Source organism: Micromonospora sp. NPDC004551, assembly GCF_040609975.1.
Lineage (GTDB): Bacteria > Actinomycetota > Actinomycetes > Mycobacteriales > Micromonosporaceae > Micromonospora.
In genome coordinates, this window is sequence record NZ_JBEXLM010000035.1 from 15945 (window position 1) to 37772 (window position 21828).

Annotated in this window: 20 protein-coding genes and 1 pseudogene; 9 read left to right on the plus strand and 12 right to left on the minus strand. The window is 74.0% G+C overall.

Features of this window, described 5'->3' with window-relative positions; genetic code table 11:
• Positions 1–7: 7 nt before the first annotated feature.
• Positions 8–673, minus strand: coding sequence for a response regulator transcription factor (locus tag ABZW14_RS29370; protein WP_355352734.1), 666 nt, complete (start codon positions 671–673; stop codon positions 8–10).
• Complete coding sequence (locus ABZW14_RS29375; protein ID WP_355352737.1) at positions 670–2025, minus strand: histidine kinase; 1356 nt, start codon at positions 2023–2025, stop codon at positions 670–672. The genes ABZW14_RS29370 and ABZW14_RS29375 overlap by 4 nt, the downstream gene beginning before the upstream one ends.
• Positions 2026–2153: 128 nt before the next feature.
• Here ABZW14_RS29375 and ABZW14_RS29380 point away from each other — a divergent pair, with 128 nt between their 5' ends.
• The 4 genes from ABZW14_RS29380 to ABZW14_RS29395 are packed head-to-tail and all read left to right on the plus strand — an operon-like array spanning position 2154 to position 5693.
• Positions 2154–2729 (plus strand): hypothetical protein, encoded by a 576-nt coding sequence (locus ABZW14_RS29380; protein WP_355352739.1) that lies wholly within the window; start codon positions 2154–2156, stop codon positions 2727–2729.
• Positions 2726–3829, plus strand: coding sequence for an efflux RND transporter periplasmic adaptor subunit (locus ABZW14_RS29385; RefSeq protein WP_355352741.1), 1104 nt, complete (start codon positions 2726–2728; stop codon positions 3827–3829). Before ABZW14_RS29380 ends, ABZW14_RS29385 begins: the two co-directional genes overlap by 4 nt.
• Entirely contained in the window at positions 3826–4512 is a 687-nt protein-coding gene (locus tag ABZW14_RS29390; protein ID WP_355352743.1) for an ABC transporter ATP-binding protein, read from the plus strand. The genes ABZW14_RS29385 and ABZW14_RS29390 overlap by 4 nt, the downstream gene beginning before the upstream one ends.
• Positions 4509–5693, plus strand: coding sequence for an ABC transporter permease (locus tag ABZW14_RS29395; RefSeq protein WP_355352746.1), 1185 nt, complete (start codon positions 4509–4511; stop codon positions 5691–5693). The genes ABZW14_RS29390 and ABZW14_RS29395 overlap by 4 nt, the downstream gene beginning before the upstream one ends.
• Positions 5694–5775: 82 nt before the next feature.
• Here ABZW14_RS29395 and katG read toward each other — a convergent pair whose 3' ends face one another.
• The 3 genes from katG to ABZW14_RS29410 form a co-directional block, all read right to left on the minus strand.
• Positions 5776–8052, minus strand: coding sequence for a catalase/peroxidase HPI (gene katG / locus ABZW14_RS29400; RefSeq protein ID WP_355352749.1), 2277 nt, complete (start codon positions 8050–8052; stop codon positions 5776–5778).
• Positions 8053–8076: 24 nt separating this feature from the next.
• Entirely contained in the window at positions 8077–8505 is a 429-nt protein-coding gene (locus tag ABZW14_RS29405) for a Fur family transcriptional regulator (RefSeq protein WP_355352752.1), read from the minus strand.
• A gap of 70 nt (positions 8506–8575) precedes the next feature.
• Positions 8576–9607: a saccharopine dehydrogenase NADP-binding domain-containing protein gene (locus ABZW14_RS29410; RefSeq protein WP_355352755.1), complete on the minus strand. Its 1032-nt coding sequence runs from the start codon at positions 9605–9607 to the stop codon at positions 8576–8578.
• 104 nt (positions 9608–9711) lie between these two features.
• Here ABZW14_RS29410 and ABZW14_RS29415 point away from each other — a divergent pair, with 104 nt between their 5' ends.
• Both ABZW14_RS29415 and ABZW14_RS29420 read left to right on the plus strand, forming a co-directional pair.
• On the plus strand, positions 9712–10668 hold the full coding sequence (locus tag ABZW14_RS29415) for a helix-turn-helix domain-containing protein (protein ID WP_355352758.1): 957 nt from the start codon (positions 9712–9714) through the stop codon (positions 10666–10668).
• 104 nt (positions 10669–10772) lie between these two features.
• Positions 10773–11135 (plus strand): hypothetical protein, encoded by a 363-nt coding sequence (locus ABZW14_RS29420; protein WP_355352761.1) that lies wholly within the window; start codon positions 10773–10775, stop codon positions 11133–11135.
• A 12-nt stretch (positions 11136–11147) separates the two neighbouring features.
• Here ABZW14_RS29420 and ABZW14_RS29425 read toward each other — a convergent pair whose 3' ends face one another.
• From ABZW14_RS29425 to ABZW14_RS29445, 5 genes are all read right to left on the minus strand, one after another.
• Complete coding sequence (locus ABZW14_RS29425; RefSeq protein WP_355352764.1) at positions 11148–12434, minus strand: cytochrome P450; 1287 nt, start codon at positions 12432–12434, stop codon at positions 11148–11150.
• A 49-nt stretch (positions 12435–12483) separates the two neighbouring features.
• On the minus strand, positions 12484–13275 hold the full coding sequence (locus ABZW14_RS29430; RefSeq protein WP_355352767.1) for an ABC transporter permease: 792 nt from the start codon (positions 13273–13275) through the stop codon (positions 12484–12486).
• Positions 13272–14252, minus strand: a complete 981-nt coding sequence (locus tag ABZW14_RS29435) for an ATP-binding cassette domain-containing protein (protein ID WP_355352770.1) — start codon at positions 14250–14252, stop codon at positions 13272–13274. Before ABZW14_RS29435 ends, ABZW14_RS29430 begins: the two co-directional genes overlap by 4 nt.
• A 94-nt stretch (positions 14253–14346) precedes the next feature.
• A complete protein-coding gene (locus ABZW14_RS29440) occupies positions 14347–15192 on the minus strand; it encodes a DUF4097 family beta strand repeat-containing protein (RefSeq protein WP_355352773.1) in 846 nt (281 codons plus the stop codon).
• Between the two features lie 38 nt (positions 15193–15230).
• Entirely contained in the window at positions 15231–15764 is a 534-nt protein-coding gene (locus ABZW14_RS29445; protein WP_355352776.1) for a toxin-antitoxin system HicB family antitoxin, read from the minus strand.
• Here ABZW14_RS29445 and ABZW14_RS29450 point away from each other — a divergent pair.
• Positions 15763–16086: pseudogene (locus ABZW14_RS29450) on the plus strand (alpha-hydroxy-acid oxidizing protein); the annotation flags it as partial. The gene ABZW14_RS29445 and the pseudogene ABZW14_RS29450 sit on opposite strands and share 2 nt — an antisense overlap.
• 36 nt (positions 16087–16122) lie before the next feature.
• Here ABZW14_RS29450 and ABZW14_RS29455 read toward each other — a convergent pair.
• A complete protein-coding gene (locus tag ABZW14_RS29455; RefSeq protein ID WP_355352779.1) occupies positions 16123–18738 on the minus strand; it encodes an AAA family ATPase in 2616 nt (871 codons plus the stop codon).
• Between the two features lie 77 nt (positions 18739–18815).
• Here ABZW14_RS29455 and ABZW14_RS29460 point away from each other — a divergent pair, with 77 nt between their 5' ends.
• Positions 18816–19163 carry a nuclear transport factor 2 family protein gene (locus ABZW14_RS29460; RefSeq protein WP_355352782.1) on the plus strand — a complete coding sequence of 116 codons (348 nt, stop codon included), beginning with the start codon at positions 18816–18818 and terminating at the stop codon, positions 19161–19163.
• Entirely contained in the window at positions 19160–20533 is a 1374-nt protein-coding gene (locus tag ABZW14_RS29465) for an MFS transporter (RefSeq protein ID WP_355352785.1), read from the plus strand. Before ABZW14_RS29460 ends, ABZW14_RS29465 begins: the two co-directional genes overlap by 4 nt.
• 75 nt (positions 20534–20608) lie before the next feature.
• Here ABZW14_RS29465 and ABZW14_RS29470 read toward each other — a convergent pair whose 3' ends face one another.
• On the minus strand, positions 20609–21772 hold the full coding sequence (locus tag ABZW14_RS29470) for an MFS transporter (protein ID WP_355352788.1): 1164 nt from the start codon (positions 21770–21772) through the stop codon (positions 20609–20611).
• Positions 21773–21828: the final 56 nt, after the last annotated feature.

Sequence of the window (21828 nt, forward strand, 5' to 3'; positions counted from 1 at the left end):
GCCTCCCCTACCGGTCCGGGCCGACGTCGACCAGGCCGCACTCGTAGCCGAGGATGACGGCTTGCACCCGGTCCCGCAGGCCCAGCTTCGCCAGGATCCGGCCGAGGTGCGTCTTGACCGTGCTCTCGGAGACGAAGAGCGCCGCCGCGATCTCCGCGTTCGACAGCCCCCGCGCGACCAGGGTCAGCACCTCGCGCTCGCGCTCCGTCAGCGCCGCCAGCCGCGCGTCCGTGTCGGGCCGGGGCGGCGTCCTGCCGAGGTAGTGGGCGAAGAGGCGGCGGGTGACGCTGGGCGCGGCCACCGCCTCGCCGGCGGCCACCACCCGGACGGCGGAGATGAGGTCGGCGGCGAGCGCGTCCTTGAGCAGGAAACCGCTGGCTCCGGCCCGGAGCCCCGCCAGCACGTACTCGTCCAGGTCGAAGGTGGTCAGGATGATCACCCGGGCCGAGTGGGGGCCGAAGCGGATGCGGCGGGTCGCCTCGATGCCGTCCAGGCCCGGCATCCGCACGTCCATGAGGACCACGTCGGGCCGGCTCCGGGCCACCACGTCCAGGGCCTGCGACCCGTCCGCGGCCTCCCCGACCACCTCGATGTCGCCGGTCTCCTCCAGCACCAGCCGGAACCCGGTGCGCACCAGCGTCTGATCGTCGACCAGCACCACCCGTAGCGTCATGGCTGGGCCGGCGTGATCTCGCGCGCCTGCAGCGGAAGCGCCGCGCGCAGCAGGAACCCGCCGCCCTCGGCTCGGCCGATCTCCAGTTCACCCGCCAGCATGGCGACGCGCTCGGCGATGCCGCGCAACCCGTTGCCGCGCCCGTCCGTCCCGTCCGCCGGACCCGTGCCGTCGTCGGCCACCTCCACGCGGAGCCGTCCGGGCTCGAAGGCCAGCCGCAGCACGGCTCCGGCCCCGGGGCCCGCGTGCTTCAGCGTGTTCGTCAGGGCCTCCTGCGCGATCCGGTACGCGGACAGGTCGACCGAGGCGGGCACCGCCGCCGGCACTCCGTCGACGTGCAGTTCGATCCGCATTCCGGTGGAGCGCAACTGATCGATCAGCGCGGGCAGCGCGGCGAGGCCCGGCAACGGCGTGCGGCGCACATCCTCGGCGGGGTCGGTGCCCCCCACGGCGAGCAACCGGCGCATCTCGGCCAGCGAGGCCCGTCCGGTGGTGATCACGTGCTGCAACGCGGTGGCGGCGCGGTCCGGATGCCGGTCCAGCGCGGCGGAGGCGCCCTGCGCCTGCACCACCATCACCGAGATCCCGTGCGCCACCACGTCGTGCAGCTCGCGGGTGATCCGGGCGCGCTCGGCCGCGACCGCCAGCGCCGCCCGTTGCCCCTCCTCCCGGGCCAGGTCGGCGGTCCGCTGCTCGACCGCGGCCAGGTGCGCGCGCCGGCTGCGCATCGCGTCACCGACCGCGAACGCCGCGACCAGCAGCAGCCACAGCTCCATGACTCCCTGGCCCACGTTGACCAGCCGGTCGACCGAGACCACCGAAGGCGGCGCCGGCTTGCCCCCGTCCGCGGCCGGCGCCGGCTCGACCTGCTGTTGCACGACCCGCTTCTGCGCAGCCTCCTTGCCGGACCGCGCGAACTCCTGCTGTTCGACATAGATCCGGCCGCTCAGCATCGTCGCGTAGGTCAGGAGCATGGTGAGCACCAGCACGGCGATCGAGACCCGCCGGTTTCGGGCCATCGCGGCCACGGTGTACAGCACCAGCGGGAATGCCAGATCGAGCAGCTGGAACTTGGCGTCGACGAAAAGGTGGCCGAACGTCCCGGCCCCGGCGAGAACCAGGGCCAGCGGCGGATGGTGTTGCCTGATCAGCAGGCCGACAACGATCAGCGCGGCGAACATCCACCACAGTTGGTCCGCCGGGAGCGGGTTCTTCTTCAGGATCTCCGCCGCGGCGTCCGGGTTCGCCCTGGTCAGGAGTTCCATCACCAGCCCGGGCCCCACGGTCAGCACGGTCAGCACCAGCGCCAGGGCGGCGTCGGTCAGGAATTGGCGCGGTACGAACCGGGGCACCCACCCATGGTAGGAAGCGCAGGCCCCGGCGGCGTCCGACTCAGGTGCTACGTCCCCGGTACCGGCGGCGGCCGAAGGACCGACTCCGGTCCGATGAGTTCCACCGCCGCGGCGGCCACCGTGAAGCCATGACCAGGACAACGTCCACAGTGTTCCTCACCGCACTGCTCGCGGTCGGGGCCGGCGCCGCGGGATGCGATCCCGGCGGCGCCGCCTCCGGGGCGAGCCCGTCGGCCTCCGCCTCGGTGAGCCGGCAGCAACTCCTCGCCCTCGGCCAGGAGTGGGTCCAGTGCATCCGCGCGCACGGCCTGACCCGGATGCCGGACGCGCAGCTCTCCCAGGAGGGATACCTCGAGTTCCCACCCAGCGGCGGCTACGAGTGGAAGAGAGACCTCAGCAATCACCCACAGGCCATCGATGCGTGCAAGTCTATCGAGGACCGTTACCCTCCGAACGCCTTCCGTCCCAAGGAGAAGTTCTCGGCCGAAGACCTGCGCAAGCTCGCCGACTACGCCAAGTGCATGCGCGAGCACGGCCTCCCCGAGTTCCCGGACCCGAACGCCGCCGGCGAATTCGACTTCAGTGGAACACCGCTGGAGAACGGAGTCCCAGCACAGAAGAAGAACACCGCGGAGCAGGCCTGCCGGCACATCTGGGACGGGGACATCCGCATCAAGAACGGCGGCGGCGGAGGCAAGAAGTGAGCCGCCGGCGCCGGACCGGCACCGTGCTCGCGGTCGCGGTGGCCACGCCGCTCGCCGCCGGCGTGGCCTACGCCGCCCGCCCCGAGCCGAACACCCACGACACACCCGCCGCGTCGGTGGCCGTCGGAACCGCCAGGGTCACCAAGGGCACGCTCACCGAGCGCGTCGAGGTCGGTGGCGTCCTCGGGTACGCCGGCTCCTACGCCGTGGACCATCGGGGCGCGCCGGGCGTGCTGACCGCGGCGCCAGACCCGGGCGACACGATCGGCCGCGGCGGCATCCTCTACCGGGTGGCCGACACGCCGGTCCGCCTCCTGCTGGGGCGGGTCCCCGCCTACCGCGACTTCCGATACGGGATGAGCGACGGCCCCGACGTGCGCCAACTCGAGACCAACCTGGTCGCCATGGGCTTCGACCCGTACCACCGGATCACCGTGGACCGGCACTTCAGCGCCGCCACGGCCACGGCGATCCGGCGCTGGGAGGCGTCCTGGGGGCGGCCGTCGTACCGGCGCACCGGACGGCTCACCCAGGGCGAGGTCGTCTTCCTGCCCGCGCCGCTGCGCGTGACCCAGCCGGAGGTCCGGGTGGGCGGGACCGTCGGGCCCGGGACGACGGTGCTGACCGGAACGTCGACGAGCCGGGCGGTGACCGCCCAACTGGACACCGCGCAGCGCAGCACCGTGCACGTTGGCGACCAGGTCGAGGTCAGCCTGCCGGACGCCGACCCGATCCGCGGTCGGGTCACCGCCGTCGGCGGGGTCGCGACGGCACCCTCCGGTGACCAGGGCAACGGCCCGCAGCAGCCGGAGAATCCGGACCAGGCGACGGTCCCGCTCACCATCGCGGTCCGCGTGCCCGGCGGCTCCGGACTGGACCAGGCACCGGTGAGCGTCACCGTCACGACCGGTACCCGCCGCGATGTCCTGTTGGTCCCGATCGCCGCGCTGCTGGCGCGGCCGGGTGGCGGTTACCAGGTCCGCCTGGCCGGCGGGGGCGTCGTACAGGTGGAACCGGGCAGCTTCGACGAGAGCACCGGCCAGGTGGAGATCGTGCACGGCCTCGCCGACGGCCAGACCGTGGAGGTGCCGGCGTCATGAGCGCCGTCCTGGAATTGATCGACACGCGCAAGGTATATCCCGGCCGGCCACCGGTCGAGTCGCTGCGCGGCGTCACCCTCACCGTGCAGAGCGGGGAGCTGGTTGCCGTGCTCGGCCCGTCCGGCTCCGGCAAGACCACGTTGCTCAACCTCGCCGCCGGCCTGGACCGCCCGTCCGACGGCTCGGTACGCATCGCCGGCCACCCGATCGAGAAGCTGCGCGACGGGCAGCTCTCCGGCGTGCGTGCGCACCTGCTCGGGGTCGTCTTCCAGCAGTTCTTCCTGCTGGAGCGGCTGACCGCGGCGGAGAACGTGGCGACCGGCCTGCTCTACCGCGGGGTGCCGGCCGCGGAACGCCGACAGGCCGCCCGCGCGGCGTGCGAGCGGGTCGGCCTGGCCCACCGGGCCGACTTCCCCGCCGCACATCTGTCCGGCGGCGAGCGGCAGCGGGTGGCGATCGCCCGCGCGCTGGTCGGCCGCCCGGCCGTGGTGCTCGCCGATGAGCCCACCGGCAACCTCGACTCGGTCACCGGCGCCGAGATCGTCGAGCTGCTGCGCGAGCTCAACGAGGACGGCGTCACCATCGTGGTGATCACACACGACGAGCGGGTCGCCGCGGCGATGCGGCGCCGCATCCAGTTGCGGGACGGCCTGGTGGTGCACGACAGCGGGGGTGTGTCGTGAGGTCCCGCCTGCGCGTCGCCGACCTACTGCCGGTGAGCACCGTGGGCCTGCGGTCGCGGCCGGGCCGCGCGGCGCTGTCCATCCTCGGGGTGGCGATCGGGATCGCGGCCATGGTGGCCGTGCTCGGCGTGACCCGGTCCAGCCAGGCCGACGTGCTGGCCCGCATCGACCGGGTCGGTACCAACCTGCTCACGGTGGCCAACGGCAAGACCATCCGCGGGGGCGAAGCCGAGTTGCCGGTGACCGCGGGAGCGGCGGTGGCGCGTACCGATGGGGTGCTCAGCTCGGCCGCGACCGCGACGCTCGAGGAACGGATCTACCGCAACGACCGGATTCCGTCCGGCCGGACCGGCGGGCTGTCCGTGCGGGTCACCGACCCGACGCTGCTCGCCACGCTGGACGCGACCCTGGTGGACGGTCGCTTCCTCGACGCGGCGCTGGCCCGTTATCCGGCGGTGGTGCTCGGCCACTACGCCGCCACGGTGCTGGGCATCAGCCGCGTCTCCGACCATCCGCAGGTCTATCTCGGCGACCGCTGGTACACGGTGGTGGGCATCATGGCGCCGGTCGAACTGGCGCCCGAACTGGATGCGTCGGCGCTGATCGGCGCGCCGGTGGCGGCCGCGCAGTTCGGGTACGCGGGCAATCCGACCCGGATCTTCGTGCGGGCGCAGACCGAGCGCACGGACGAGGTGGCCGGCCTGCTGGGGCGGGCGGCCAACCCCGCCCACCCCGAGGAGGTCGCCGTGAGCCGGCCCTCGGAGGCCCTCACCGCCCGGCTCGCGGTCACCGACGGCACCACGGTTCTGCTGCTCGGCCTCGGCGCGGTGGCCCTGCTGGTGGGCGGCATCGGCATCGCCAACGTGCTGGTGATCTCGGTCCTGGAGCGGTGCGGCGAGATCGGCCTACGCCGGGCGCTGGGCGCCACCCGGCGGCACATCGCAGCGCAGTTCCTGGTCGAGTCGCTGCTGCTGGGCGCGGGCGGCGGCGCGGCGGGGATCCTGCTGGGCGCCACGGCCACGTACGCGATGGCCACCGTGCGCGGCTGGCAGCCGCTCGTGCCGGTCGCCGCGGTCGGCGCCGGGCTGGGCGCTGCCGTCCTCATCGGAGGACTGGCGGGTGTCTATCCGGCTCTGCGGGCCGCCCGGCTCTCCCCGGCGACGGCACTGCGCACCGCCTGAGCGCGGCACGAGACGACCGAACGGGGGACGAGCCCCGGCCGACCGCTGGTGGGTCGACCGGGGCTCGTCGGTGGGCGTCCGGTCAGGAGAGATCGAACCGGTCGAGCTCCATGACCTTGGTCCAGGCGGCGACGAAGTCCGTCACGAACTTGTCGCGCGCGTCCTGGCTGGCGTAGACCTCGGCGAGGGCGCGCAGCTGGGAGTTGGAACCGAAGATGAGGTCGACCGCGGTGGCGGTCCACTTCACCTCGTCGGTGGCCACGTCCCGGATCTCGTACACGTGCTCCTCGGACTCCGACGCCTTCCACCGGGTGCCCGGGGCGAGCAGGTTGGCGAAGAAGTCGTTGGTGAGCACGCCGGGCCGGTCGGTGAGCACGCCGTGCCGGGTGCCGCCGACGTTGGCCCCGAGGGAACGGAGGCCGCCGATGAGAACGGTCATCTCCGGCGCCGTCAGGTCGAGCATGTAGGCACGGTCGACGAGCAGCACCTCCGGCTGGGTCTTCTCACCCGGACGCAGGTAGTTGCGGAACCCGTCGGCGCGCGGCTCGAGGACCCGGAAGGACTCGACGTCGGTCTGCTCCTGGCTGGCGTCGGTGCGGCCCGGGTGGAACGGCACGGTCACCTCGACGCCGGCGTCGCGCGCCGCCTTCTCGACGGCGGCCGAGCCGGCCAGCACGATCAGGTCCGCGAGCGAGATCTTCGCGCCGCCGGCGGAGTTGAACTCCCGCTGGATGCCCTCGAGGGTCGACAGGACCGTCGCGAGCTGCTCGGGCTGGTTGACCTCCCAGCTGCGCTGCGGCTCGAGGCGGATCCGGGCGCCGTTGGCGCCGCCGCGCTTGTCGGTGGACCGGAAGCTCGCGGCGGAGGCCCAGGCGGTGGAGACCAGCTGGGCGGTGCTGAGGCCGGACTCCAGGACCTTCGCCTTGAGGGCCGCGATGTCGGTGTCGCCCACGAGCTCGTGGTCGACCGCCGGCACCGGGTCCTGCCAGAGCTGGGTCTCCGGGACCCACGGCCCGAGGAAGCGGCTGACCGGACCCATGTCGCGGTGCAGCAGCTTGTACCAGGCCTTGGCGAACGCCAGCGCGAACTCGTCGGGGTTCTCCAGGAACCGGCGCGAGATCTTCTCGTACGCCGGGTCGACGCGCAGCGACAGGTCGGTCGTGAGCATCGTCGGCCGGTGCTTCTTCGACGGGTCGAACGGGTCCGGGATGATCTCCGGGGCGTCCTTGGCGACCCACTGCTTCGCGCCGCCGGGGCTCGTGGTGAGCTCCCACTCGAAGCCGAAGAGGATCTCGAAGAAGCGGTTGCTCCACTGCGTCGGCCGGTCGGTCCACGTCACCTCGAGACCGCTGGTGATCGTGTCACCGCCCTTGCCGCTGCCGTGGGTGCTCAGCCAGCCCAGGCCCTGCGCCTCCAGCGGCGCGCCCTCGGGCTCGGGGCCCACGTGGTCGTCGGCGACGGCGGCGCCGTGGGTCTTGCCGAAGGTGTGGCCGCCGGCGATGAGGGCGACGGTCTCCTCGTCGTTCATCGCCATCCGGGCGAAGGTCTCGCGGATGAAGTGCGCCGCGGCGGCCGGGTCCGCGTTGCCGCGGGGACCCTCCGGGTTGACGTAGATGAGACCCATCTCGGTCGCGCCGACGCCGCCCACCATCTCCTTCTCGGAGGCGTAGCGCTCGTCGCCGAGCCAGGCGTCCTCCGGACCCCAGAAGATCTCCTCGGGCTCCCAGACGTCCTCACGGCCGAAGCCGAAGCCGAAGGTCTTGAAGCCCATCGACTCCAGGGCGACGTTGCCGGCGAGCACGAGCAGGTCGGCCCACGAGACCTTCTGGCCGTACTTCTGCTTGACCGGCCACAGCAGGCGGCGGGCCTTGTCGAGGTTGGCGTTGTCCGGCCAGCTGTTGAGCGGGGCGAACCGCTGACCGCCGTCGCCGGCGCCGCCGCGGCCGTCCTGGATGCGGTAGGTGCCCGCGGCGTGCCAGCTCATCCGGATCATCAGGCCGCCGTAGTGGCCGAAGTCGGCCGGCCACCAGTCCTGCGACGTGGTGAGGACCTGGATGATGTCCTGCTTGAGGGCCTCGACGTCGAGCTTGGCGAACTCCTCGGCGTAGCTGAAGTCCGCGCCCAGCGGGTTGCCCTTCGGCGACTGGGCGTGCAGCACCGACAGGTCGAGCTGGTTGGGCCACCAGTCCCGGTTGGTGCGCGGACGACCCCCGGTCTTCGGGGTCGGCGAGTCGATGGCCGGGTTCTCGCTCTCGCTGCCGTGCGCGGTCACGGAGTCGTGCGCGACCGGGCAGCCGGCCGCCTCCTTCTTGTCCACGCCCTGCGCGCTGGAGGGAGTCTGGCCCTGGGTGTCGCTCATCTACTTCCTTCCGGGACTGACGGATCACTGGGAGGTGCGTGCGGTCGCGCAGCCGGGGCAGGTGCCCCAGTAGACGACCTCCGCCTCGTCGACCACGAACCCCTGGTCGTCGGAGGCGGTGAGACAGGGAGCGTCGCCCACTGCGCAGTCGACGTCGGCGATCGTGCCGCAGGAGCGGCACACGACGTGGTGGTGGTTGTCCCCCACCCGCGACTCGTACCGGGCGGTCGCACCAGCGGGCTGGATGCGCCGCACCAGACCGGCGTCGGTGAGCGCACGCAACACGTCATACACCGTCTGGTGGGACACCGTGGGATGATTCGCCCGTACCAGGGCGATCACCGTGTCGGTGTCGACGTGCGGATGGTCGCGCAGCGCGGCGAGCACCGCCAACCGGGGCCGGGTCACGCGCAACGAGACCGAGCGGAGCTGGGTCTCGAAGTCGGACGTCATGCGACGAACATAGCCCAGTCTTTTGGAATGAATCAAGTTTTCCGGGGATTCGACCCGCCGGACCGAACTCTCACTCCCCCAGGGTCAGGTGCGCGGACAGCGCGCGGAGGAAGTCGGGCGCGTCGAAGATCGCGCCGGCCGAGGCCACGCCGCTCGTCCTGGTCCGGCCGTCGAGGATGCGGTGGACCGCCTCCACCGCCAGCGGCGCGCTGACGGCGTAGATGTCCCGGCCGCCGGCGGTGATCCGTCGTCGCGTGTCGCCGGAGCGCACGACGACGTCGACGGTGAACGTCTGCGCGGACCGGCCGGACCCGTCGACCGCGGCCGGTGCGGGCGAGTCCGGCGCGGCGAGGTCCCGGGCCGCGCCGGTGGTCATGTACGTGCGCACCTCGGGGACGGCCAGGTGACTGGGCACGGTCACGACGTCGGCCATCGTGAACCCGCCCAGGACGGTCCGGCGCCCCAGCGGAGCGGGAAACTCCCACTCCAGGGTCGGCAGGTCGCCCTCGTCGAGGTGGTACTCCAGCCGGCCCCCGGTGTAGCGGACCCGGCGGCCGTCGCGCCGCTCCCGGGACACCGCGCCCGAGGCGAGCGTCCCGGCCGTCGGGTGCCAGCTGCTCAGCCCGTACGCGACGTGCACCTCGTCGGCCGTCGTCCCGTCGCCCATCGCCGTCGTGACCAGCAGGTCGCCGAGGCCGCCGAAGAAGGCCATCGCCGGGACCACCGCGACGCCCGCGGCCCGGGCACGCTCGGTGAAGTGCGTGAACGTGTCGAGGTTGGCCTCGATCTCCGCGGCCACGTCGACGTACGGGATCCCGGCGCGCAGGGCGGCCTCGATCACCGGGGCCGCGGTCGAGGCGAACGGGCCGGCACAGTTGACGACCGCGTCCGCGCCCGCCAACGCCCGGTCGAGCGAGGCCGGATCGCCGGCCGACGCCACCCGGTGTTCCACTCCTGGATGGGACGCGGCCAGCGTCGCCAGCCGGCCCGCGTCGCGACCGACGAGGAGCGGAATGAACCCCCGCTCGCGCAATTCCGTGACCACGAACCGCCCCGTGTGCCCGTACGCGCCGAACACCGCCACGGTCTGACCCGAACCCATCTGCTGCTCCTCATGCTGCCGGAAAAGATCGACTGAGAAGATCCTCCGGCGGCGGGCGACCCCGGGCCAGTGTCTGGAACGCCATGCCCCGTACAGTTTCGGACATGGCCACGATCGCGCTCGCCGCCACCGACGGGATGCTGCACTTCGAGTTCGCCATGGCGTGCGAGGTCTTCGCCCGCGACCCCTCCGGCCTGGCCGACCCGTGGTACGACCTCGTGGTCTGCGGACCGGGCCCGGTCGGGCTCGGTAGGTTCCGGATGGAACCCGACGCCGGCCTGGACCGGCTCGCCCGCGCCGACACCGTGATCATCCCGGCCGTCGAGGACATCGACGAGGCTGTGCCGCCGGACCTGCTCGACGCCGTGCGCGCGGCTTACGACGCGGGCGCCCGGCTGGTCTCGCTGTGCACGGGCGCTTTCGTGCTGGCCGCCGCCGGGGTGCTGGACGGGCTGCGCGCCACCACGCACTGGGCCCACACGGAGGCGCTGGCCGCCCGCTATCCGCGTGTGACGGTCGACCCGGACGTGCTCTACGTCGACAACGGCACCGTGCTCGCCTCCGCCGGCAAGGCCGCCGCGGTCGACCTGTGCCTGCACCTGATCCGCCGCGACCACGGCTCGACCGTCGCCAACGCCGTCGCCCGCCGACTCGTCGTGCCGCCGCACCGCGCCGGCGGCCAGGCGCAGTTCGTCACCACCCCGGTGCCGGCCCGCGACGACCATCCCCTCGGCGACCTGTTGCCCTGGGCGATGGAACGGCTGGACCGATCGCTGACCGTGGAGGACCTGGCCCGCCGGGCGAGCATGAGCTCGCGCAACCTGGCCCGCCACTTCATGGCGGCAACCGGCACCACCCCGCTGCAGTGGCTGTCGACGCAGCGGATCCGCCGGGCCCAGGAGCTGCTGGAGAACACCGACCGGAGCATCGACGCCGTCGCGCGGGCGGCCGGCATGGGCACCGCCACGACGCTGCGCCGGCACTTCCACCGCACCGTCGGCGTGCCGCCGGAGACCTACCGGCGCACCTTCCGCAGCGCCGCTCCCCCGGTCCCGGCCTGAGCCTTTCCGCGTACGTGCGGTCCGGGTCCACGCCCCGAGGAATGACGGCGACCGGCGTGGGCAATCGGCCCGGGTACCGGCGGACGAGACCAGCGAGGTGCGCGATGACGGGCAGCAGCGGGCGGGGTGACGAGCAGCAGCCGGAGGCGGCGAACCCGTGGGTCACCCGGGACGGCTTCGACGCGGAACCGCCGTGGGGCGCGGGCGAGCACGATCCGATGGACGAGGGCAGCGAGGAGAGCGCCGTACCCGAGGGGCGCCGTGGTGAGCGCCGCGCCGGTGCGCCCGCCCGGCCCTCGGGCCGTGCGGGCCGGCACGGGTTCGGGTCGGTCGAGCCCACCCGTACGTCGATGGCCGGACCCGGGGCGCCCCCGGACCCGGCGCCGTCCGGCCGGTCGTTCCCGGACGACGCGGACATCGACGTCCAGTCGGAGGACGCGCTGCGCACGCGCGGCCGGCGGTCCTGACCGGCCGCTGCGCTACGCCCCGCGGTGGACGGCGGGCTCGGACGCCGTGGTGTGCCGGCCCGGCACGTGTACGTCCGTCAGGACGACCCGGCTGCGCGGAAGCGCCGGGATCCGGCGCAGCGAGATCGTCAGGTCCTGCTCCGGGACCGTGTAGTCCAGGCGCGCCAACCAGCCGGCGAATGCCGCCAGCAAGGCCACCGTGACGTCCTCACCGGGGCAGCGGTGCCCGGTGCTCCGGTCGGCTCCGCCCTGCGGAATCAGCTCGTACGGGTCGGGAGCACGTCCGACGAACCGCCCCGGGTCGAAGCGGTACGGGTCGGGCCACAACCCCGCGTCGTGGTTCTGGCCGAAGACGTCGAGCAGCAGGAGCGATCCGGCGGGAACGTGCCGGCCCTGCCAGGTCAGGTCGGCGACCGCCCGCCCGCCGACGAACGGCGCGAACGGGTAGAAGCGGCGAACCTCGTGGGCGAACGCGACGGCGTAGCCGGCGTCACCGGCGCGCAGCCGGTCGCGGTGCTCGGGCCAGCGGTGCAGCGCGTGTGCCGCGAATGCCACGAACCAGGACACCGCGACGGTGGGTCGGATGATGTTGAGCAGTTCCACGGCGGCGAGTTCGGCGTCCATCGGCCGCCCGTCGCGGCCGCGATAGGCGGCCACCACGTCCAGCGCCGATCCCGGCGTGACGGTCACCCTCCCCGCCCGCACCTGCTCGATCAGCGCCGCGAGCCACCGTTCGCGCCGGCCCCGGGCGCGCCGTGCCCGCCAGTGCCGCGGGCCCAGCGTGGCGAAACCGTCGACCAGGGCGACCAGGTCACGGGCCAGGGGCCCCACCTCGGCGGTGTCCAGCGGGATGCCGGCCCACCGGCAGACGCCCTTGGTGATCACCCGGCTCGCCTCGTCGAACAGCACGACCGGCCGCCCACCGGCCGTGGCGATCGCCTCGTGCCAGGCCGCCGCCACCTGGTCGACCAGCGCGGCGACCCGGCGCGGGTCGGTGAGCACGGACAGGAACATGGCCTTGCGGTGGCGGTGGTCGGCGCCGTCGAGCGTGTGGACGGCCCGTTTACCGAACAACGTCCCCCGCACCGGTTCCGGAATGGCCCCGTGCCGTCGCACGCGCCGCTCGTCGTAGAAGAACCGCACCGCGTCGGGTCCCCGCAGCGCGAGCGCCGGCTGGCCCATCACCCGGGTAGGCACGGCCCGGGCGCCGCCGTGGCGCCACAGCGCGGGCAGCCAGGCGTAGCCGCCCACCACCAGGCCGAGAGTGTCGTCCAGGAACGGTCCACGCTGCGTCGCCATGACCCTCAGTGCCCCCTTCACGGAGCGTGAAACGCGACCGCCGGTGCCGCTAGCGGGCGGCCCGCCGGCGGTACGCGCGCCGGGCCCACAGGTAGGACAGCAGCGAGATCACCGCGCACCAGGCCAGCGCGACGACCGCGCTGCGGCCGATGCCCGTGCCGAGGAGCAGCCCGCGCATCGTCTCGATCACCGGCGTGAACGGCTGGTAGTCGGCGAACCAGCGCAGGCCGGCCGGCATGGTGTCGGTGGGCACGAAGGCGCTGCCCAGGAACGGCAGGAGGGTCAGGAACATGGGCAGGTTGCTGGCGGTCTCGACGCTGTCGCTGATGAGGCCGAGCGCCACCGACAGCCAGATGAGCGCGAACGCGATCGCGGCGAGCACGCCGGCGACGGCGAGCCACTCGACCGGGGTGGCATTGGGACGGAAGCCGACGGCCAGGGCGATGCCGAGAACGACGGCGATGCAGAGCAGGGTCTGCACGAGACTGCCGAGGACGTGTCCGGTCAGTACGGCGGCGCGGGAGATGGCCATGGTGCGGAAGCGGTCGACGATGCCCTCGGTCATGTCCATCGCCACGGAGATGGCGGTGCCCTGCGCGGCGCCGGTCACGCTGAACAGCAGGATGCCCGGCACCAGGTAGTTGAGGTAGGCGCCCCGGTCCCCGCCTCCCCCGGGGAGTCCGGCGCCGAGCGTCTCGCCGAAGACGTAGACGAACAGCAGCAGGAGGACGACGGGCATGCCGATCAGCATCGCGGTCAGCGACGGGTAGCGCTGGATGTGGCGGATCTGCCGGCGGAGCATGGTCGCCGAGTCGGTCACGGCGTAAGCGAGGCTGGTCATCGGTGTCCCCCGGTGGTGGCGTGGTGTGCGGCGGCGGATGCGGGTGTGCCGGTGAAGGCGAAGAAGACGTCGTCCAGGTCGGGCGTGTGGATGGAGAGGTGGTCGACCTCGACGTGCGCGTCGTCGAGCCGGTCGAGCAGGGTCCGCAGCGACCGGACGTCGCCGTCGCTGGGGACCTGGAGGGTGAGGGCGTCGTCGTCGGGTTGGCCGGTGGCGACGAGGCGGGCGGCCGCGTGCAGCGCGGTGAGGTCGGGGAACCGCAGCCGGATGTGCCCGCCGGGGATGCGCCGCTTCAGCTCGTCGGGCGTGCCCTCGACGACGATGCGCCCGTGGTCGAGCACGGCGATGCGGTCGGCGAGCTGATCGGCCTCGTCCAGGTACTGGGTGGTCAGGAAGACCGTGACGCCCTCGGCGACGAGACCGCGGATGATCTCCCACATGGCGTGCCGGCTGCGGGGATCGAGGCCGGTGGTGGGCTCGTCGAGGAAGATCAGACGCGGCTCACCGACCAGGGTCATGGCCAGGTCGAGACGGCGGCGCATCCCGCCGGAGTAGACGGAGACGGGCTTGCGTGCCAGCTCACCGAGGTCGAAGCGGTCGGTCAGCCGGGCGATGCGGCGTCGGCCCTCGGCGCGGCCCAGGTGGTGCAGGTCGGCCATCAGCCGCAGGTTCTCCTCACCGGTGAGGAGGTTGTCGACGGCCGAGAACTGACCGGTCACACCGATCGCCCCGCGCACTCCGTCGGGCTCGGTGACCAGGTCGTGGCCGGCGACGCGGACCGACCCGGCGTCGGCGGGCACGAGGGTGGACAGGACCCGCACCATGGTGGTCTTGCCCGCGCCGTTGGGCCCGAGCAGCGAGAAGACCGTCCCCTCGGTGACCATGAGGTCGATGCCGTCGAGGACGACGGTGTCCCCGTACGTCTTGCGCAGGCCGGACACCGAGATGGCCGGCCGGGTCGCGGTCGTTACCGCCATTGCTTCCTCCACTGATCACGAATGCTGCGGAACATGAGGGCACGAACCATCGCCGGTCGTGCCGCACGAGCGGGACCGGGTGCGAAGGCGTGTGTCAGGAGCGGTGGATCACGATGTCGCCGAACGCGGTGCGGGCGCGCACCTCGGCCTTCTCGTCGGTGTCGGCGGGGCCGGCGGCGGCGTCCAGGTCGTTGCGCACCTTGCCGAAGGTGGTGTGCAGGTCGAGCAGGACGGCGGTGCCACGCCGGATGCCGACCTCGATCCGCCCGGCCGCGGTGCGCAACGTGGCCGACCCCCGGACCAGCTCGCCGACGCGGATGTCACCGTTGGCGGTGTTCGCGGTGACCGAGGCGGCGGCGTGACCGGCGGCGACGGCGCCGTTCGCGGAGCGGATTCGCAGGTCGCCGCCCGTCTCACCGATCCACGTGTCACCGTTGCCGTTCTTGAGGACGGCGTGCCCGCCGACGGCGCGGACGCTGAGCCTGCCGGAGCCGGTGGTGACCTCGGCGTCGCCCGCCACGGTCTCGGCGATGGCCGCGCCGAAGCCGGTGTGGAGGCTGAGCTTGCCGGTGTCCTCGACCTGGAGGTCGCCGGCCCCGGTCCTGAGCCGGCAGTCGGCCACCGTGCCCGAGCAGCTCACCGCGCCGACCCCCAGCTTCGCGTCCACCCCGGACGCCTCCGGCAGGTCGATGGTCACCTCGACGGAGCCGGTCCGGCCGAAGACGCCGAAGCCGGGTTGCTTGGGCCCGCGGACCACGAGGCGGCCGGAGGCGTACTCCACCCGGGTCTGCGCGGCCGCGCGCACGTCGCGCTCGTCGGATTCGTCGGCCGGCCGCACCTGTACGACGGTGTCGGTCCGCGGGCCGGCCGCGATCCGCAGCTCGCCGGCGACGAGCTCGACCGATGCCGAGATCGGTGCGGGGGTGTCGAAGGATGGCATGGTGCTCCCCTTTCGGGTGGTCGGTGGGGCCGGCGCGGCTAGCGCGCCCAGCCGGTGAAGCGCTGACCGCCGGTGGCGGGACCGGATCGGCGAGGGGTGTCGGTCCGGGGGTGCTGACCGTCGGCGTCCACGGCGGCGGCCGCCGCCCGGATCAACCAGGTGTTGATCGAGACGCCGGCGCGGGCCGCCGCGTGCTCGACGCGCGCCTTGAGGTGCTCCGGCAGCCGCAGGCTGATCCGCACCGTCGCCTCGTCCTCGCCGTCGGCGGGCGGCTGCGGCAGCGGAGCCGGCGGTGGCGCCGGCGGCGCCTCGTCGGCCCACTGCTCGGTCGGCGGTGGTGTCACGACGAAGCTGGGCTCCCGGTCCCGCAGGCGCAGGTCGACCGAACCGGGTGCGAGATCGCGCGTGATCTCCGTGGCCGCCTCGGAGAGCGCGTCCAGCAGGGCGAGCCGGATCGCGGACTCCAGCGGTGCGGTGAGCCGCTCGGCGACTTCCCGGGCGTCGTCCCCGCCCGCGGCGGCGGCGACCGCGAGCTGGTGCCGGATGGCGTCGACGTAGGCGCGAAGTTCCATGACGCCAGTATGGCATCACCGTGATGCCACGTGCAACCACCGTGATGCCACCGCCGTCGCCTCCCTCGACGCCGTGGTCACGATCCGCGACGAGATCGGCCCGGAGCCGACGCTGCTGCTCGACAGCGGTATCCGCACCGGAGCGGACGTCTTCGTGGCGCTCGCCCTGGGCGCCGACGCCGTGCTGCTGGGCCGGCCGCACCTGTACGGGCTGGCGCTCGCCGGGCAGCGCGGCGTGGAGGACGTCATCCGCAACGTCGTGGCCGAACTCGACCTGACCATGGCGCTCACGGGCGCCCGCGACGTCGCTGCCGTCACCCGCGACCTGCTCGCCGCCGCCCCGTGTGACGGGCCGCGCTCAGAGGGCCAGGGCGCCCAGCTCGGCGCGGCCGGTGACGCCGAGCTTCGGGTAGGCCTTGTAGAGGTGGTAGGCGACCGTCTTGGGGCTGAGGAAAAGCTGCGCGGCGATGTCCCGGTTGGAGAGCCCCTTGCCGGCGAGCCGGGCGATCTGCAGCTCCTGCGGGGTGAGGTCGGCGGCGGCCGACGCGGCGGGCTGGGGGGCGCGCAGCCCCGTCGCCTCCAGTTCGCCGCGCGCCCGCGCGGCCCACGGCGCCGCCTCCAGCCGGTCGAAGGTCTGCAGGGCGTGGTGCAGCCGGCTGCGCGCCTCGGTCCTGCGCCGGGCGCGGCGCAGCCACTCCCCGTGCAGCAGCTCGGTACGCGCCTGCTCGAACGGGCGGCCACCGGCCTTCAGGGCGAGCAGGTAGTCCTGCTCGTCGCCGGTGAGCAGCGCCCGACACCGGTGCGCCAGGGACGTCGCCCACGGCTGGTCCACCCGCTCCGCCCAGGCCCGGAAGCGGCCGTACGCCTCCTCGGCCCGCTCGGGCACGCCGGCCCGGACGGCCGCCTCGACCAGGTCGGGCACGCTCCGGTACGCGCACACCTGGTGGGCGTACGGGTTGTCCTGCAACGCGGCGAGCCGGGTCACGGCGGACTCCGCCCGGCCCTGGCCGAGGTCGAGCAGGCCCAGCGCCCACAGCGTCCACGCCCGGCCGCCCGCCTCGGCGCCCGCCGCCGCGCCGTCCAGCGCCGAGGCCACCAGGTCCCGGCAGCGCGGCTCGTCGCCGGCCACCGCCGCCAGCACCGCCTGCACGGCACGCAACTGGCTGACCCAGAGGGGTTGACCGCCGTCGCGGGCGACGCGGACCGCCTCGTCGAGGCTGACCGTGGCGTCCCGGTGCCGGCCGTGGAAGAACTCCGCCTCGGCGAGGAAGAACAGCAGGGTGGGCAGCAGCCCGAGAGTGCCGTCGGCCCGGCAGCGGGCGACCAGGGCGCTGGCCAGCTCGTACGTCTCGGTGTCCTGCCCGGCGACGAAGCCGAGGCCGCAGAGCTGGAGCCGGTCGCGGGGTTCGTCGCCCACCCGGGCGGCGGTCGCGGCCAGCGGCAGTGGCCGGCCTCGCAGCGCGGCGACCTGGTAGCGGGCCACCGGATGGTCGAGCGTGGCGAGCTGGTCGAGGCAGTCGCCGAGGTGCGGCTCGCCGAGGTACCAGGCCGGGTGGAACGCCGCCACCAGCAGCGCGTCCCGCTGTTCCGGGTCCAGCGTCGCGCCCCGGGTCATCAGGTCGTACGCGGTCTGGTGGCCGCCCTGCCAGAACCAGGCGTGCCCCTCGACCCCGGCCACGCGGGCGTGGAAGGTCGGGTCGTCCACCAGGCCGGCGGCCCGCTCGGCGAGCCGCACCGCGTCGCCGAGGTGTCCCGACTGAAGGCCGCTCTCCGCGGCGAGCAGCAGCCGGCGCGCGGTCGCGGCCGGGTCCCCGCTCAGCTCGGCGGCGCGCTCGTACGCGGCCAGGGCCGCGCCGTAGCCGCTGCGCCCGCGGGCCTGCTCGGCGGTGCGTTCCAGCGCGGCGGCCACCTGCTCGTCCGGCCCGGTGGTGGCCGCCGCGAGATGCCAGGCCCGCCGGTCGGCGGTTTCCGGCGCGGTGAGCACATCCGCGAGCGCCCTGTGCACGGCGAGCCGTTCCGGGTACGTCGCGGCCGCGTGCACGGCGGCCCGGACCAGCGGGTGGCGGAACCGCAGCCGCCGTCCGGTGACCTCGACGAGCCGGGCCTCCTCCGCGGCGCGCAGGTCGGCGGGGCCGCCGCCGAGGGGCGCGGCGGCGCGCAGCAGCACGTCCAGGTCGCCGGTGTCCTCGACGGCGGCGACGCGCAGCACGGCGCGGGTGCCGGCGGGCAGCCGGTCGACCTGGCCGTGGAACGCCGCCAGCAACCGGTCGGTCAGCGGCAGCGGGCCGCCGGCCTCGCCGTCGTCGAGGACGCCGGGCAGCTCGATCAGCGCGAGCGGGTTGCCCTGCGCCTCGGCGAGCACCCGCATCCGTACGGCCGGCGCGAGCCCCGGGTCGAGCAGCCGGGCGGCGTCGGCCGGCGCGAGCGCGCCGACGGTCAGCTCGGGCAGGCCCGGGGCGGGGAAGCTCCCGTCCCGGGCCGCGAAGATCATCACCACGCCCTCGGCGTGCAGCCGGCGGGCGGCGAAGAGCAGCGCCTCGGCGGAGACGGTGTCCAGCCAGTGCGCGTCGTCGACGAGGCAGAGCACGGGGCCGTCCTCGGCGAGGTCCGCCAGCAGCGACAGCACCGCGAGCCCCACCAGGAGCCGGTCGGCCGGGGCGCCGCCACCCAGCCCGAACGCGGCGGCGAGCACCTGCCGCTGCGGTTCGGGCAGCCGGTCGAGGCGGTCGAGCGCGGGCCGCACGAGCTGGCTCAGCCCGGCGAACGGCAGCTCGGCCTCGAACTCGGCGGCACTGGCGCGCAGCACGCGCGGCGGTCCACCGGCCGGTGTCGTCAGCTCGGCGGCCCACTCCAGCAACGCCGTCTTACCGATGCCCGGGCCGCCGCGCAGCACCAGCGCGGCGCTCTCTCCGGCCCGGGCCCGCTCCACCAGGGCCGCGATCCGGTCCTGCTCTGCGGCGCGGCCGTGCAACATGCCCGCACCCTACACAGGTACGCGGTACCTAAGCGCTACCGATTCCGAGGCGCCGGATCATCCCTAGCGTCGTGGGCATGGAACTCATCGAGAAGTACCTCGCCGCCTGGAACACCACCGACCCCACCGCCCGCCGGGCCCTCATCGACGAGGTCTGGACCACCGACGGGACGTACACCGACCCGCTGGCCGCCGTCGCCGGCCGCGACCAGATCGACGCGCTGATCGCCGCCGTGCAGCAGCAGTTCGCCGGCCTGGAGTTCCGGCTCGCCGGCCCGGTCGACGCCCACCACGACCTGGCCCGGTTCACCTGGCACCTCGGCCCGCGCGACGCCGAGCCGATCGTGGTCGGCTTCGACGTCGCGGTCATCACCGACGGCCGGGTCGCCACCGTGCACGGCTTCCTGGACCGGGTGCCGGCATGACCGTCCTGGCCGCGCGGCCGGCGCGGGTCACCGCACCGGCCGCCGGGTCCGTCAGCTTCCTGCCGGTGCTGATGACCGCCACGTTCATGACCTCGATCGACGCGTTCATCGTCAACGTGGCGCTGCCGGTGATGCAACGCGACCTGCACGCCGGTCCGGCCGCGCTGGAGTGGGTGGTCGCCGGCTACGTCCTCGCGGTGGCCGCCGGCCTGGTCACCGGCGGCCGGCTGGGTGACCGGTACGGTCGCCGCCGGATCTTCGGGCTCGGCCTCGCGCTGTTCACCGTCGCCTCGGTGCTGTGCGGCCTGGCGCCTACCGCGGGCGTCCTGGTCGGGGCGCGGGTGCTGCAGGGGCTCGCGGCGGCGCTGCTCATGCCGCAGGTGCTGGCCATCGTGCGGACCAGCGTCGCGCCCGCCGAGCAACCGAAGGCGTTCGCCCGGTACGGCCTCACGATGGGCCTGGGCGCCGTCTTCGGCCAGTTGATCGGCGGCCTGCTCATCCGGGCCGACCTGTGGGGCCTGGACTGGCGCCTGTGCTTCCTCATCAACCTGCCGGTCGGCGTGGTCGCGCTGGCACTGCTCCGCCAGGTGCCCGAGTCCCGCCAGCCGGCGACCCGGCTCGACCTGGCCGGCGCGATCCTGGTCAGCACGGCGCTGGTGGCCCTGGTGCTGCCGCTGGTGGAAGGGCGCGAACAGGGCTGGCCACTGTGGACGTGGCTGAGCCTGGCCGCCTCGGTGCCGCTGTTCGCGCTCTTCGTGGCGACCCAGCGGCGCAGCACGCAGCCCATGGTGCACCTGGCACTGTTCCGCGAGCGGGCGTTCTCGGTGGGGCTGGTGGCGACCCAGGTGTTCTGGATGGGGCAGGCGTCCTTCTTCCTCATCCTGGCCCTCTACCTGCAGGTGGAGCGGGGCCTGTCGGCACTGGAGTCAGGGGTCGTCTTCATCGCGATCGGCGCCGGCTACCTGGCCACCTCGACGTACGCCCACCGGATCGCCGCCCGGCTCGGCCGCCAGGTGGTGACCGTCGGCGCGCTGATCATGGTGGTAGGCCTGTACGGCATGTGGGCGGCGGCCGGGCACGGGTCCGGCTGGCTGGTGCCGGGGCTCGCCGTGGACGGCATCGGCATGGGCATCGCGCTCGCGCCGCTGACGACCACTGTGCTCGCCCGGGTCAGCCCGCAGCACACCGGGGCCGCCGCCGGCGTGCTCGCCACGGTCAACCAGACCGGCAACGCGGTCGGCGTGGCCCTGATCGGCATCGTCTTCTACCAGGCCGCCGACCTGACCGGCGGGTTCCGGGCCGGGCTCGTCGCGCTCATCGCGCTGGAGCTGGCGCTGGCCGCGGTCATCCAGCTGCTGCCGAGGAGATGAGGCCGACACACCGGCCGCCGTCGACCAGGACGGCGGCCGGTGGCGTGCTCGGGGCCACCGGGGATGCCGGCCCGGTCAGCCGGCGCCGGGGGTTCCCCGCCGGAAGGGCAGCAGGAGAGCGCCGGCTCCGGCCGCGATGAGCTGGCCGGCGGCGATGACGGTGAGCAGCGGTGCGGGGCCGTGGGAGGTTGCCAGGCCGGCGACGGCGGCGCCACCGGCGGCGGCGGTCACCTTGATTCCCGCGCCGAGGGTGAAGACCTGGGTCCGGACCGGCGGCGGGGCTTCGCGGTCGCGGACGGCGAAGAGCGCGACGATGACGGGGCTGCTGATCAGGCCGGTCAGCGCGAACAGCAGCAGGAGCGGCCATCTCCCGGGCAGCGTCGCGGTCAGCAGCAACGGTGCCGCCATGGCCCCGGTGCAGATCAGCAGAACCCGCTCGGGGTGCCGGCGGAGCGCCCGGAGCCGCAGGCAGAGCAGCGCCCCGGCCAGGCCGCCGCCGGCGGTGGCGGACATGATGAGGCCGGTCAGGGCCGGCTGGTGGGTATGGGTGGCCACCGACGCGGCGGCGATCGGCAGCGCGCCGAGACCGAGTTGGCTGATCCCGGAGGCGACGGTCACCGCGCCGAGCCGGCGCCGCCGTACCAGGACGGCCACCCCGCCGAGCGGCACCGCCCGGGACCGGCGGCGGTCCCGGGCCCGAGCGGGAAGGGGCAGGGTCACGACGGCGAGAGCGCCCGCGATGACGCAGAGTCCGAGGACGACGAGCGACCAGGACGCGCCGAAGGCGCCCGCGGCTACGGCCGCCACCGCGGGTCCGACGATCCCCGCGATGCCGTAGCTGGCGGAGTCCAGGACGAAGGCACGTGGAAGGCAGCCGGGCACGAGCTCGCCCAGCAGGCTGCTGAGGCCGCCCAGCAGCAGCGGAGCGACACAACCCGCGACGACCAGCAGCGCTGCCGCCGCCGCGGTGAACCGGCCGATCAGCGCTGCCGCGCCGGCGAGGGACAGGGCGTACGTCGCGAAGGCCAGTACGTAGAGCGGCTTGCGGTGCCGTACGCCGTCCGCGGCCGCGCCGGCGAGCGGGGCCGCCGCCACGTGCGGGACCATCAACGCCGCGATCAGCAGTCCACCGAGGCTCGCCCGTCCCGTCCGGTCCAGGGCGACCAGCACGATCGCCACTCGCGCGCCCTCGTCCGCCAGCCGCGCGGTGACCGCGGCGGCCAGGTAGCGCGCCAGCACACGGCGCTCGGACGCGGGCGCCGGCGTCGCCGCGACGGTCCTGACCGGAGCACACC